This window comes from Streptomyces changchenzhani (assembly GCF_039766235.1).
Classification (GTDB): Bacteria; Actinomycetota; Actinomycetes; order Streptomycetales; family Streptomycetaceae; genus Streptomyces.
This window is the reverse complement of sequence record NZ_JBDHNH010000019.1, coordinates 27320-39784: the sequence shown is the minus strand read 5'-3', so window position 1 is coordinate 39784 and position 12465 is coordinate 27320. Positions and strand designations below refer to the sequence as shown.

Here is a 12465-nt window from a genome sequence, read left to right as displayed (position 1 = left end):
ATGAGTGAGTACAAGGCGCAGGTTCTGGACGCCACCCGCAAGTACCACCAGGACATCCAGCCGACCGGCGCCTTCGTGCCGGGCGTCACCGAGATCTGGCCGTCCGGCGCGGTCCTCGACGAGGAGGACCGGACGGCACTGGTGGAGGCCGCGCTGGACATGCGCATAGCCGCCGGCGTCAGCTCGCAGAAGTTCGAGTCGGCCTTCGCCCGCAAGCTGAAACGCCGCAAGGGCCACCTGGTCAACTCAGGTTCCTCCGCCAATCTGCTGGCGCTCACGGCGCTGACCTCACACACCCTGGGGGACCGGCGGCTGCGCCGCGGCGACGAGGTGATCACCGTCGCGGCCGGCTTCCCGACCACGGTCAACCCCATTGTGCAGAACGGCATGGTGCCCGTCTTCATCGACGTGGAGCTGGGCACGTACAACACCACCGCGGAGCGGGTGGCTCAGGCGATCGGCCCCAAGACCCGGGCCATCATGATCGCGCACGCTCTCGGCAACCCCTTCGAGGTCGCCGAGATCAAGCAGCTCGCCGACGACCACGACCTCTACTTCGTCGAGGACAACTGCGACGCGGTCGGCTCCACCTATCAGGGGCAACTCACCGGCACCTTCGGTGACTTCTCCACGGTGAGCTTCTACCCCGCGCACCATCTCACGATGGGTGAGGGCGGCATCGTCCTCACCAATGATCTCAAGCTGGCCCGCGTCGTGGAGTCACTGCGCGACTGGGGCCGGGACTGCTGGTGCGACCCCGGCAAGAACAACACCTGCTTCAAGCGGTTCGAGTACCAGATGGGCACCCTGCCCGAGGGATACGACCACAAGTACATTTTCTCGCACGTCGGTTACAACCTGAAGGCCACCGACCTCCAGGCGGCGCTCGGCCTGACCCAGCTCAACAAGGTCGACAGTTTCATCGCGGCCCGCAAGCGCAACTGGCGCCGACTGCGGGAGGGGCTCGACGGCGTACCGCACCTGATGCTCCCGGAGCCGACCCCCGGCAGCGACCCCAGCTGGTTCGGCTTCGTCATCACCGTCGACGCCGAGGCCCCGTTCCACCGCTCGGAGCTGGTCGCGTTCCTGGAGGACCGCAAGATCGGCACCCGCAGGATGTTCGCCGGCAACCTCACCCGCCACCCCGCCTACATCGATCAGCCGCACCGGGTCATCGGCGATCTCGCCAACAGTGACGTCATCACCGAGCACACCTTCTGGGTGGGCGTATATCCCGGACTGACCGACGAGATGCTCGACTACATCATCTCCTCCGTCAAGGACTTCGTCGGAGGACGTCGATGACCATGGCCACCGAGCGCACACCGCTGCGCCCGCGCGAGGACAGTGCCCTGCCCGGCCGCATCGCCGTATCGGCCGCCACGACGGCGGGCGCATGGCTGCCCACCGCAGACTTCGCCGGCTGGCTTGACGGACGTCGCCGGGCCCACCGCTTCCGGGTGAACCGCATCCCGTTCGCCGAGCTGGACGGCTGGTCCTTCGACGGGACCACCGGCAATCTGGGCCACCGCAGCGGCCGGTTCTTCACCGTCGAGGGGCTGCGCGTCACCACGGAGGACGGGCCGGTCCGCGAGTGGCACCAGCCCATCATCAAGCAGCCCGAAGTCGGCATCCTGGGCATCCTGGTGAAGGAGTTCGACGGCGTCCTGCACTTCCTCATGCAGGCCAAGATGGAGCCGGGCAACCCCAATCTGCTCCAGCTCTCGCCGACCGTCCAGGCGACCCGCAGCAACTACACGAAGGTGCACAAGGGCGCGGACGTCAAGTACATCGGCTACTTCATGCGGCCCGACCGGGGCTCGGTCATCGCCGACGTGCTCCAGTCCGAGCACGGCTCGTGGTTCTACCACAAGTCCAACCGCAACATGATCGTGGAGGCGGTCGGCGACGTCACCGTCGACGACGACTTCTGCTGGCTGACGCTGGGTCAGATCGGTGAGCTGCTGCACCGCGACAATGTCGTCAACATGGACTCCCGGACCGTACTGGCCTGCGCGCCCTTCCCGGGCGACGAGCCGGGCGCGCTGCACTCGGACACCGACCTGCTCTCGTGGTTCACCGCCGAGCGGGCCAGTCACGATGTGGTCGCCGAGCGGATACCGCTGGACGAGGTGCCCGGCTGGAAGCGCGGCGAGTCGACCATCGAGCACGAGGAGGGACGCTACTTCGACGTCGTGGCGGTCTCGGTGCAGGCGGACAGCCGGGAAGTGACCGGCTGGACCCAGCCGCTGTTCGAGCCGAAGGGGCTCGGCGTGACGGCCTTCCTGACCCGGCGGATCGGCGGCGTACCGCACGTCCTGGCGCACGCCCGGGTCGAGGGCGGCTTCCTCGACACCGTCGAGTTCGGCCCCACCGTCCAGTACACACCGGAGAATTACGCCCACCGGTCCGGCGCGGACCGGCCGCTCTTCCTCGACCTGGTGATGGCCGCCGACCCGACCCGGATCCGCTACGAGGCCGTGCACTCGGAGGAGGGCGGCCGGTTCCTGAACGCGGAAAGCCGCTACCTCCTCGTCGAGGCCGACGAGGAGCAGGCACCCCTCGACCCGCCCGCCGGCTACTGCTGGGTCACCCCCGGTCAGCTCACCTCGCTGGTCAGGCACGGCCACTACGTCAATGTGCAGGCCCGCACCCTGCTCGCCTGCCTCAACGCGACGACGGTGCGCACCTGATGGGGCCCGTGCGCATCGGCGTCCTGGGATGCGCCGACATCGCACGGCGCCGCATGCTCCCCGCCATGGCCGCCGCGGACGGCATCGAGATCACCGCGGTCGCGGCCCGTGACCTGGCGCGGGCCGAAGAGACCGCGCGGCCGTACGGCTGCCGCGCGGTCCAGGGGTACGAAGCGCTGCTCGCCCTGCCCGACGTCGACGCGGTGTACGTGCCACTGCCCGCCTCGCTGCACGCCCAGTGGGCCGGGGCCGCGCTGCGGGCGGGAAAGCACGTACTCGCGGAGAAGCCGCTCAGCTGCCACCGGGCGCAGACAGCCGGCCTCGTCGAGCTGGCCCGAGCCGGCGGCCTCGCGCTGATGGAGAACGTCATGTTCGTCCACCACCCCCAGCACGCGGCGGTCCGCGAGCTGGTCGCCGACGGGGCCATCGGTGAACTCCGGTCGTTCAGAGCCGAGTTCACTGTGCCGCGCATGCCCGACGGCGACATCCGCTACCGTCCGGAGCTGGGCGGCGGCGCCCTGTGGGACACCGGTGTCTACCCGGTCCGGGCCGCCGTGCACTTCCTCGGCGCCGGGCTGCGGGTCGTCGGCGCGCGTCTCACCGCGGCCGACGGCATCGAGGTGGACACCGCGGGCGCCGCCCTGCTGGAAACCCCGGAAGGTGTCACCGCGCAGCTCACCTTCGGGCTCGACCACGGCTACCGCTCCGCCTACGAACTGGTCGGCAGCAAGGGCCGGATCAGCGTGGACCGCGCCTTCACGCCGCCCGCGGACCACCGGCCCGTGCTCCGCGTCGAAGGCCCCACCGGGGCCCGGGAGGTCTCCCTGGACGCGCACGACCAGGTCCGGGCGACGGTGCTGGCATTCGCGAGCGCCGTACGCGCCCGCGAAGTGCACGCCGGGCAGGAGTCCTTGCTCACGGCCGAACTGCTGGACCGGATCCGTATCTGATCACCACCACCGCCATGGAGGAGCCAGATGAACGACGACGCCCACGACACATGCGACCAGAGCAGCTGCGCGCCACCCATTCTGCTGCTTGCGGGGGAGGTCGAGGACGAGGCCATCGGACCGCACATATTCCGTGGCACCGACTGACCGGCCGGCCAGTCGACCGGCCACGACCGACCGAATGAACGGGGAGCCCACCGCATGACAGGCCCGATCCAGACCTCATCCCCAGGAGTGCGCCCGATCACCCTGGACGCCGGCGGTATACCGCTGTCCGCCCTGCTGGCCGAGCCGACGGACGGCGGTACGCCCCCGCGGGCGGTCGTGGTCGCCGTGCACGGCGGGGGGATGCGCGCCGGCTACTTCGACGGCCAGGCCCATCCCAGCCTCTCGCTGATGGCCCTCGGCGCCCGACTCGGCTATACGGTCCTGGCGTTGGACCGCCCCGGCTACGGGGAGTCCGCAGTCGCACTGCCCGAGGGGCAGACCCCGGCCGAGCAGTCCATGACCGTGCACGCGGCGCTGAAGGACTTCACCTCCCGGTACGCGACGGGGGAGGGGATCCTCCTCCTCGCGCATTCCTACGGCGGCAAACTGGCGCTGACCGTCGCCGCCGACTGCGCCCCGTCCGAGCTGATCGGGCTGGACATCTCTGGCTGCGGTCTGCGCTACGCCGTCGAACCCGAGCAACTGCCCGGCTCCCGCAGCCGGGGCCAGTGGGCCAGGAACTGGGGCCCCCTGTGCCTCTACCCACCGAATACGTTCCGGGCGAGCGCCCAGCTGATCGCGCCCATGCCCGCCCGGGAGCGCAGCCAGGCCGCCCACTGGCCGGAGCACTTCCCGGACGTCGCCTCCCGCGTCCGGGTACCGGTCCGGCTGACGTTCGCCGAGCACGAGTGCTGGTGGCAGGACGACGACACCGCCGTCCAGGAGATCACCTCCCACTTCGGCGCCCCGCGCGTCACCGTGGACCGCCAGTGGGGCGCCGGACACAACATCAGCCTCGGCTGGGCGGCACGCTCGTACCACCTGAGGGCTCTGGCGTTCCTGGAGGAGTGCCTGGCGCAGCGCGACGCGAGGCGTGATCCGGTCCGGTGAACAAGACTCTCTCCCGTACGTTCCGGTCCCTGGCCGTCCGCAATTTCCGGCTGTTCGCGGTCGGCCAGGTGATGTCCGTCGGGGGCACCTGGATGATGGTGGTGGCCCAGGACTGGCTCGTACTGTCCATGACCGGCGATTCCGCCACCGCGCTGGGCCTGGTGACGGCGCTTCAGTTCACCCCGCTGTTGCTGCTGACCCTGTACGGCGGACGGCTGGCCGACCGCTACGACAAGCGGCGGCTGCTGACCATCGCCAATCTGGTCTCGGGAGCGCTCGCCGCGGTACTCGCCGTGGTGGTGCTCACCGGGGCGGTGCAGCTGTGGCACGTCTATCTGTTCGCGCTCGGCCTCGGCACCGTCAACGCCGTCGAGGTGCCGACCCGGATGGCGTTCGTGAGCGAGCTCGTCGGCGCAGACCTGCTGCCCAACGCGTCCGCGCTCAGCGCCGCGTACTTCAACACCTCCCGCGTCGTCGGCCCGGCCCTCGCAGGCGTCCTCATCAGCCAGTTCGGCAGCGGACCCGTGATGCTGCTGAACGCGGTGAGCTATCTGGCGACGGTGCTGGCCCTGCGCATGATGCGGCCCGCCGAACTCCACCGGATCGCCGCCGGGAGCAGGGCGGGCGCCGGGGTCGCGGACGGCCTGCGCTACATGCGGTCCCGTCCCGATCTGATGCTTCCGATGGTGCTTGTCGGTGTCGTCGGCCTGTTCGGCTTCAACTTCCAGCTCACCCTGCCTCTCATCGCGAAGACCGTCTACCACGCCGACGCCTCCGCCTTCGGGCTGCTCGCCACCGCCCTGGGCATCGGATCACTCGTCGCGGCCTTCGTCACCACCGCCCGCCGCGGCCGCCCGTCGGCCCTCACGGTGATCGGCGCCGCGCTCGCGTTCGGCCTGCTGGAGACGCTGACGGGATTCGCGCCCGACCTCGCCTCGGCGGTGGTGATGCTCGTCCTCACCGGCTTCGCCACGATGTACTTCGCGCAGGCGGCGAACCACCGCATTCAGCTCGGTACGGACCCGCAGTACCGCGGCCGGGTCATGGCCCTCTACACCCTGATTTTCCAGGGCTCCACCCCACTCGGCGCCCTCTTCGTCAGCCTGCTCAGCGAACGCCTCGGCGCCCGATCGGGCCTTTACGTCGGCGGCCTGATCTCGCTCGCCGCTGCGGCCGTCGCGCTTGCCGTCGTTCGCACCAGGCGGGAAGAGCCGGGGGAGGGGAGTCCCTGTGCGCGGTCGCCCAGGGCACGGTCCTCACGGCCGGGGCGCCGTAGGGATGTTCATGGCCGCCGCGGCGAATCCGTCCGGGTCCTCGGCCCACGGCAGATGGCCCGCCCCGGCGAGCGTCACCCGTGACACCCGGGGGAGCACCCGCTCCAGGGAGTCCACCGGGGTACGGGGACGCATATCGTCGGCGCCGTCCACGAGGGTCACGGGCACGTCCAGACCGGCGCACAGCAGGTGCAGGCGGGGGACGTCCTGGGCCCTGGCCCCGTCCTGCGCACGCACCGTCATGAGGAGGGGATCTCCGCCATCCGTACCGGGCGTCGCTCACGGCGGGACAGCTCGCAGGCCTCCGCGATGCGCAGCGCGTGCAGCGCCTCCGTGCCGTCGCAGGGGTTCGGGATCTCGCCGAGTACGAGCTGCACGAAGGCGTCGAGCTCCGCCTCGTAGGCCGGCGCGAACCGCTCCAGGAAGCCCGGCCAGGGCCGCTCGGCGGCCGGCGGCCCCTTGGGCTCCGTCGAGGTGATCGGCGTGCGGTCGTCGAGGCCCACCGAGACCTGGTCGAGCTCGCCGGCCAGCTCCATCCGTACGTCGTAGCCCGCCGCGTTGCAGCGGGTGGCGGTGGCCGTGGCGAGGGTGCCGTCGTCGAGGGTGAGGACCGCGGCGGCGGTGTCGACGTCGCCCGCCTCGCGGAACATCGCCGGCCCGGCGTCGGACCCGACGGCGTACACCTCGACGACCTCACGGCCGGTGACCCAGCGCATCATGTCGAAGTCGTGGACCAGACAGTCCCGGTAGAGGCCGCCGGACAGCGGCAGATATGCGGCGGGCGGCGGCGCCGGGTCGGATGTCATCGCCCGTACGGTGTGCAGCCGCCCGAGGCCGCCGGAGCGTACGAGCTCGCGCGCGGCGGTGTATCCCGCGTCGAAGCGACGCATGAAACCGAGCTGCAGCGCGTTGCCCGCGGCCTCCACCTCGCGCAGTGCGCCCAGCGTCCCCGCCAGGTTCAGGGCGATCGGCTTCTCGCAGAAGGTGGGCAGACCCGCCCGTGCGGCCCGGCCGATCAGCTCGGCGTGGGCGGCGGTGGCGGAGGCGATCACCACGGCGTCCACGCCCCAGGCGAAGATCTCGTCGACCGACGGCGCGGCTGTGACGCCGAGCTGGTCGGCGACCGCCACCGCCCGCGCCGCGTCGGCGTCCGCGACGAGCAGGGCGCCCACCTCGCGGTGGCGGCTGAGCACTCCAGCGTGGAAGGAGCCGATACGTCCCGTGCCGATGAGTCCGATGCGCATGCCCCAAAGTGACCCGCTGATCACCACCCTGTCAAGCCTTTGTCCTGACAATCGGACTTCAGGACTACCAGTGGTCATTACCGGGGGATACGCTCACTGGCGTGTCGAAACACGCGGCGAATCCCACCGTCTCCCTGCAACTCGGCGTGGACCGCAACAGCCCGGTCCCGCTCTATTTCCAGCTGTCCCAGCAGCTGGAGGCGGCCATCGAGAAGGGCCGGATCGCCCCGGGGAGCCTCCTCGGCAACGAGATAGAGCTGGCCGGGCGCCTGGGCCTGTCCCGCCCCACCGTCCGCCAGGCCATCCAGTCGCTCGTCGACAAGGGCCTCCTGGTCCGCCGTCGCGGCGTCGGCACCCAGGTCGTACACAGCCAGGTCAAGCGACCCCTCGAACTGAGCAGCCTGTACGACGACCTGGAGGCCGCCGGCCAGCGCCCCGCCACCCGGGTCCTGCGCAACACCGTCGAACCCGCCACCGCCGAGGTCGCCGCCGCGCTCGGCGTGGCCGAGGGCAGCGACGTCCATCTCGTCGAGCGGCTGCGCCTGGCGCACAACGAACCGATGGCGCGGCTGCGCAACCACCTGCCCATGGGGCTGCTCCCGCTCGACACCGAGCACCTCGAAGCCACCGGCCTGTACCGGATGATGCGCTCCGCCGGCATCACGCTGCACAGCGCCCGCCAGTCGGTCGGCGCGTGCGCCGCCGGGCCGCAGGAGGCGCGGCAGCTGGCCGAGGCGGAAGGGGCGCCGCTGCTCACGATGCAGCGGACGACTTTCGACGACACCGGCCGGACGGTCGAGTTCGGCTCGCACCTCTACCGGGCCTCGCGCTACGCCTTCGAGTTCCAGCTGCTCGTCAGGCCGTAACGAGCCGAATCCAGGCAGGCCCGCGTAAGAATGTTCGGACAAAGTCTTGACGTGGCCGCGGGTACGCCGCTAGAACTCCCACCAGCCGCAACGGGGCGGCCGGGAGACAAGGCGGAACCCATGATGCGTACCCACCGCAAGGCAGCAGCCCTCCTCGCCGTGTGCGCGCTCGCACTCGCCGGGTGCAGCGGCTCGGGCGGCAAGGACTCGGACGACACCGGCAAGAACGACGACGGGGGCGGCGGCAAGACCGTCACCACCAAGCGCCTGAAGATCGCCATGGTGACGCACTCCGGGGAGGGCGACACGTTCTGGGACATCGTCCAGAGCGGCGCCAAGCAGGCCGCGTCCAAGGACAACGTCGACTTCCTGTACGCCTCCAACAAGGAGGGCAAGGAACAGGCCCAGCACATCGAGTCCTACATCGACAAGAAGGTCGACGGGATCGTCGTGACCCTGGCCAAGCCCGAGGCGGTCGCCGCCGCGGTCAAGAAGGCCGTCGCGGCCGGCATACCCGTCGTCACCATCAACTCGGGCGGCGAGCACTCCAAGGCCACCGGCGCGCTCAGCCACATCGGCCAGGAGGAGTCCGTGGCCGGTGAGGCGGTCGGCGAGGAACTCAACAAGCGCGGCAAGAAGAAGGCGCTCTGCGTCATCCACGAGCAGGGCAACGTCTCACTCGAAGCGCGCTGCGCCGGAGTGAAGAAGACCTTCGAAGGCACCGTCGAGAACCTCAACATCGAGGGTACGAACATGCCCGCATCGACGTCCTCCATCGAGGCGAAGCTGGAGAGCGGCAAGGACATCGACACCGTCGTGACCCTCGGAGCGCCCTTCGCGGCGGCCACCGTCAAGGCGAAGACCGGCGCCAGCAGCAAGGCCGAGGTCAACACGTTCGACCTCAACGCCGAAGTGGTCAAGCAGCTCAAGGCCAAGGAGATCGGCTTCGCCGTCGACCAGCAGCCCTACCTCCAGGGCTACCTCGCCGTCGACGAGCTGTGGCTCTACAAGACCAACGGCAACGTTCTCGGCGGCGGCCGGCCCGTCCTGACCGGACCGGCCGTGGTCACCGGCAAGGACGTACCTGCGCTGGAGAAGTACACGGCCCGTGGTACCCGATGAGCGCGCGCCGCGCGCAGCCGGGACCTGCTGGGCGAGGTCGGCGCAAGCTCGTAGATACTTGGGCGGCCGGGGACGGTCTGAATGATCCCCGGACGCACCGAGGAGTACGAGAAGGGCACGGCGTCGTGGCAAGGGTTCGGACAGGGGTACGCGCAATGGGCGCGGTGCTGGCGGCGGTGCTCGGAGCTTCGCTGGCGGGCTGCAGCAGCACGGGCGGCAAGCGCGCCGAAGAGCGGGCCTCGCAGCAGGCCGCCCAGGGCAAGGCCGCGGTGGACACACCCCGCTGGACCATCGGCATGGTCACCCACTCGGGCGATGGCGACAGCTTCTGGGACATCGTCCAGAAGGGCGCCGAGCAGGCGGCGGCCAAGGACAACGTCAAGTTCCTGTACGCGCACAACGACGAGGGCCAGCAGCAGGCCCAGCTGATCGACTCCTACGTCGACAAGAAGGTCGACGGGCTGATCGTCTCGCTCGCCAAGCCCGAGGCCGTGCGGGCCGCGGTTGCCAGGGCCACCAGGGCCGGCATCCCGGTGATCACGGTCAACTCGGGCACGGCGGAGTCCAAGGAATTCGGCGCGCTCACCCACATCGGGCAGGACGAGACCATCGCGGGCGAGGCCGTCGGCGATGAACTCGGCAAGCGCGGCCGCAAGAAGGCGCTGTGTGTCCTGCACGAGCAGGGCAACGTCGGCCACGAGCAGCGCTGCGCCGGCGCCAAGAAGACCTTCGACGGCGACCTGCAGAACATCTACGTCGACGGCACGAACATGCCCGACGTACAGGCGTCCATCGAGGCGAAGCTCCAGTCGACGAAGGGCATCGACGCCGTCGTGACCCTCGGCGCACCCTTCGCGGGCGCCGCCGTCCAGGCCAAGAAGCAGGCGGAGAGCGAGGCCGAGATCGACACCTTCGACCTCAACGCGAAGGTCGTCACCGCGCTCAAGGACAACACGCTCGGCTTCGCCGTCGACCAGCAGCCGTACCTCCAGGGCTACCAGGCCGTGGACCTGCTGTGGCTCTACAAGTACAACGACAACGTCCTCGGCGGCGGCAAGCCGGTCCTCACCGGCCCCCAGATCATCACCAAGAAGGACGCCCCCGCGCTGGAGGCCTACACGAAGCGGGGGACGCGATGACCGCGATCGCACCGGCGCCCGTGCCCGACAGCGGCACGACCGCCGACGAGCGGCTGATCAAGGCCTCACCGCTGCGCAAGCTGCTCGGCCGCCCCGAACTCGGCTCGGTGGTCGGCGCCGTGGCCGTCTTCCTGTTCTTCTCGGTCGCCGCGGACAGCTTCCTGCGGATGTCCAGCTTCGGTACGGTCCTGTACGCGGCATCGGTGATCGGCATCATGGCCGTCCCGGTGGCGCTGCTGATGATCGGCGGCGAGTTCGACCTGTCGGCCGGCGTCATGGTGACCAGCTCCGCACTGGTCTCCTCGATGTTCAGCTACCAGATGACGGCCAACGTCTGGGTCGGCATTTTCGTCTCGCTCCTAGTGACGCTCGCCATCGGCGTCTTCAACGGCTTCATGCTGACCCGCACCAACCTGCCGAGCTTCATCATCACGCTCGGTACGTTCCTGATGCTGACCGGCCTGAACCTGGGCCTCACCAAGCTGATCAGCGGCACGGTCTCCACCAAGAGCATCAGCGACATGGAGGGCTTCGAGTCCGCCAAGCAGGTCTTCGCCTCGCAGACCACCGTCGGCGGCGTCAACCTCAAGGTCACCGTCCTGTGGTGGGCCGTACTGATCGCCGTCGCCACCTGGATCCTGCTGCGCACCCGCTCCGGCAACTGGATCTTCGCGGTGGGCGGCGAGAAGGGCGCGGCGCGCGCGGTCGGCGTCCCGGTCAACAAGACGAAGATCGGGCTCTACATGGGCGTGGCGGTCGGCGCCTGGATCTCGGGCCAGCACCTGCTGTTCTCCTTCGACGTCGTCCAGTCGGGCGAAGGCGTCGGAAACGAGCTGACGTACATCATCGCGGCCGTCATCGGCGGCTGTCTGATCACCGGCGGTTACGGCTCGGCGATCGGCGCCGCGGTCGGCGCCTTCATCTTCGGCATGACCAGCAAGGGCATCGTGTACGCCGAGTGGAACCCCGACTGGTTCAAGTTCTTCCTCGGAGCGATGCTCCTTCTGGCCACCCTGCTCAACGCATGGGTACGCAAGCGCGCGGAGGCGACGAAATGACGGTGGCCCTCGTCGAGCTCGACGACGTCAGCAAGTTCTACGGAAACATCAAGGCCCTGGAGGGCGTCTCACTCGAAGTGCACGCGGGCGAGATCACCTGCGTCCTCGGCGACAACGGCGCGGGCAAGTCCACCCTCATCAAGATCATCGCGGGGCTGCACCAGCACGACGCGGGCACCTTCTCGCTGGAGGGCCACGAGACGCACCTGAGCTCCCCGCGCGAGGCACTGGACCAGGGCATCGCCACCGTCTACCAGGACCTCGCCGTCGTCCCCCTGATGCCCGTCTGGCGGAACTTCTTCCTCGGCTCGGAGCCCACCAAGGGCGTGGGCCCCTTCAAGCGCCTCGACACCGCCTTCATGCGGGAGACCACCCGCACCGAGATGCTGCGCATGGGCATCGACCTGCGCGACGTCGACCAGCCCATCGGCACCCTCTCGGGCGGCGAGCGCCAGTGCGTGGCCATCGCCCGCGCCGTCTACTTCGGCGCGAAGGTCCTGGTCCTCGACGAGCCGACCGCCGCCCTCGGCGTCAAGCAGTCGGGCGTCGTCCTGAAGTACATCGCCGCCGCGCGCGACGCGGGCCTTGGCGTCGTCCTGATCACCCACAACCCGCACCACGCCTACCTGGTCGGCGACCGCTTCGTACTCCTCAAGCGCGGCATCATGGCCGGCAGCCACACGCGTGAGCAGATCACTCTGGACGAGCTCACCCGCCAGATGGCGGGCGGCAGCGAGCTGGAGGAGCTCAGCCACGAGCTGGAGCGCGCCCCCGCCCCGACCCACCTCGGCGGCCACCCGAGGGACACCGTCCCCAAGGACGCCCCCGCGAAGGACGTCCCCGCGAAGGACGACTGAGCCCGTTCCCGGCCCCGGCCGGGGCGGCGAAAGCCCCCCCGAGGGGGCAGAGGGTGGGGTGCCTCACCCCCTCGCGCAAGGTCGCCAAGCACAAGGGGTGGCAGAATCGGCCCTGGCGGGCGCCGTTCGCCGCCGGCGACGGCCGGCCCCCGAGACCACCCAGG

11 protein-coding genes are annotated in these 12465 nt (G+C 69.9%); 10 read left to right on the top strand and 1 reads right to left on the bottom strand.

Annotated elements, in window-relative coordinates:
* The 5 genes from rfbH to ABCR94_RS36630 all read left to right on the top strand — a co-directional run bounded on the left by rfbH (position 1) and on the right by ABCR94_RS36630 (position 6099).
* The gene (gene rfbH, locus ABCR94_RS36650) at positions 1-1305 is read left to right on the top strand and encodes a lipopolysaccharide biosynthesis protein RfbH (RefSeq protein ID WP_347125591.1); all 1305 of its coding nucleotides are present in this window, start codon (positions 1-3) and stop codon (positions 1303-1305) included.
* Positions 1302-2693, top strand: a complete 1392-nt coding sequence (locus ABCR94_RS36645; protein ID WP_347125590.1) for an NDP-hexose 2,3-dehydratase family protein — start codon at positions 1302-1304, stop codon at positions 2691-2693. The genes rfbH and ABCR94_RS36645 overlap by 4 nt, the downstream gene beginning before the upstream one ends.
* On the top strand, positions 2693-3643 hold the full coding sequence (locus ABCR94_RS36640; protein ID WP_347125588.1) for a Gfo/Idh/MocA family protein: 951 nt from the start codon (positions 2693-2695) through the stop codon (positions 3641-3643). Before ABCR94_RS36645 ends, ABCR94_RS36640 begins: the two co-directional genes overlap by 1 nt.
* A 201-nt stretch (positions 3644-3844) precedes the next feature.
* A complete protein-coding gene (locus tag ABCR94_RS36635; protein ID WP_347125586.1) occupies positions 3845-4741 on the top strand; it encodes an alpha/beta hydrolase in 897 nt (298 codons plus the stop codon).
* Positions 4738-6099, top strand: a complete 1362-nt coding sequence (locus ABCR94_RS36630; RefSeq protein WP_347125584.1) for an MFS transporter — start codon at positions 4738-4740, stop codon at positions 6097-6099. The genes ABCR94_RS36635 and ABCR94_RS36630 overlap by 4 nt, the downstream gene beginning before the upstream one ends.
* Before the next feature lie 155 nt (positions 6100-6254).
* Here ABCR94_RS36630 and ABCR94_RS36625 read toward each other — a convergent pair whose 3' ends face one another.
* Positions 6255-7259, bottom strand: coding sequence for a Gfo/Idh/MocA family protein (locus ABCR94_RS36625; protein WP_347125582.1), 1005 nt, complete (start codon positions 7257-7259; stop codon positions 6255-6257).
* A gap of 146 nt (positions 7260-7405) precedes the next feature.
* On the opposite strand from ABCR94_RS36625, the gene ABCR94_RS36620 reads away from it, so the two are divergent.
* The 5 genes from ABCR94_RS36620 to ABCR94_RS36600 all read left to right on the top strand — a co-directional run bounded on the left by ABCR94_RS36620 (position 7406) and on the right by ABCR94_RS36600 (position 12301).
* Entirely contained in the window at positions 7406-8125 is a 720-nt protein-coding gene (locus tag ABCR94_RS36620) for a GntR family transcriptional regulator (protein WP_347125693.1), read from the top strand.
* Between the two features lie 123 nt (positions 8126-8248).
* Complete coding sequence (locus ABCR94_RS36615) at positions 8249-9247, top strand: sugar ABC transporter substrate-binding protein (protein WP_347125692.1); 999 nt, start codon at positions 8249-8251, stop codon at positions 9245-9247.
* A gap of 125 nt (positions 9248-9372) precedes the next feature.
* On the top strand, positions 9373-10386 hold the full coding sequence (locus ABCR94_RS36610; RefSeq protein WP_521978640.1) for a substrate-binding domain-containing protein: 1014 nt from the start codon (positions 9373-9375) through the stop codon (positions 10384-10386).
* Positions 10383-11444: an ABC transporter permease gene (locus ABCR94_RS36605; RefSeq protein ID WP_347125578.1), complete on the top strand. Its 1062-nt coding sequence runs from the start codon at positions 10383-10385 to the stop codon at positions 11442-11444. The genes ABCR94_RS36610 and ABCR94_RS36605 overlap by 4 nt, the downstream gene beginning before the upstream one ends.
* Positions 11411-12301, top strand: a complete 891-nt coding sequence (locus ABCR94_RS36600) for an ATP-binding cassette domain-containing protein (protein ID WP_347125577.1) — start codon at positions 11411-11413, stop codon at positions 12299-12301. Before ABCR94_RS36605 ends, ABCR94_RS36600 begins: the two co-directional genes overlap by 34 nt.
* Positions 12302-12465 lie beyond the last annotated feature (164 nt).

Bases quoted from the DNA above. Each gene is read 5' to 3' on its own strand.
- ABCR94_RS36615 (WP_347125692.1), top strand. From the start codon at position 8,249: ATGCGTACCCACCGCAAGGCAGCAGCCCTCCTCGCCGTGTGCGCGCTC.
- ABCR94_RS36605 (WP_347125578.1), top strand. From the start codon at position 10,383: ATGACCGCGATCGCACCGGCGCCCGTGCCCGACAGCGGCACGACCGCC.
- ABCR94_RS36635 (WP_347125586.1), top strand. From the start codon at position 3,845: ATGACAGGCCCGATCCAGACCTCATCCCCAGGAGTGCGCCCGATCACC.
- ABCR94_RS36645 (WP_347125590.1), top strand. From the start codon at position 1,302: ATGACCATGGCCACCGAGCGCACACCGCTGCGCCCGCGCGAGGACAGT.
- ABCR94_RS36625 (WP_347125582.1), bottom strand. From the start codon at position 7,259: ATGCGCATCGGACTCATCGGCACGGGACGTATCGGCTCCTTCCACGCT.
- rfbH (WP_347125591.1), top strand. From the start codon at position 1: ATGAGTGAGTACAAGGCGCAGGTTCTGGACGCCACCCGCAAGTACCAC.
- ABCR94_RS36600 (WP_347125577.1), top strand. From the start codon at position 11,411: ATGGGTACGCAAGCGCGCGGAGGCGACGAAATGACGGTGGCCCTCGTC.
- ABCR94_RS36640 (WP_347125588.1), top strand. From the start codon at position 2,693: ATGGGGCCCGTGCGCATCGGCGTCCTGGGATGCGCCGACATCGCACGG.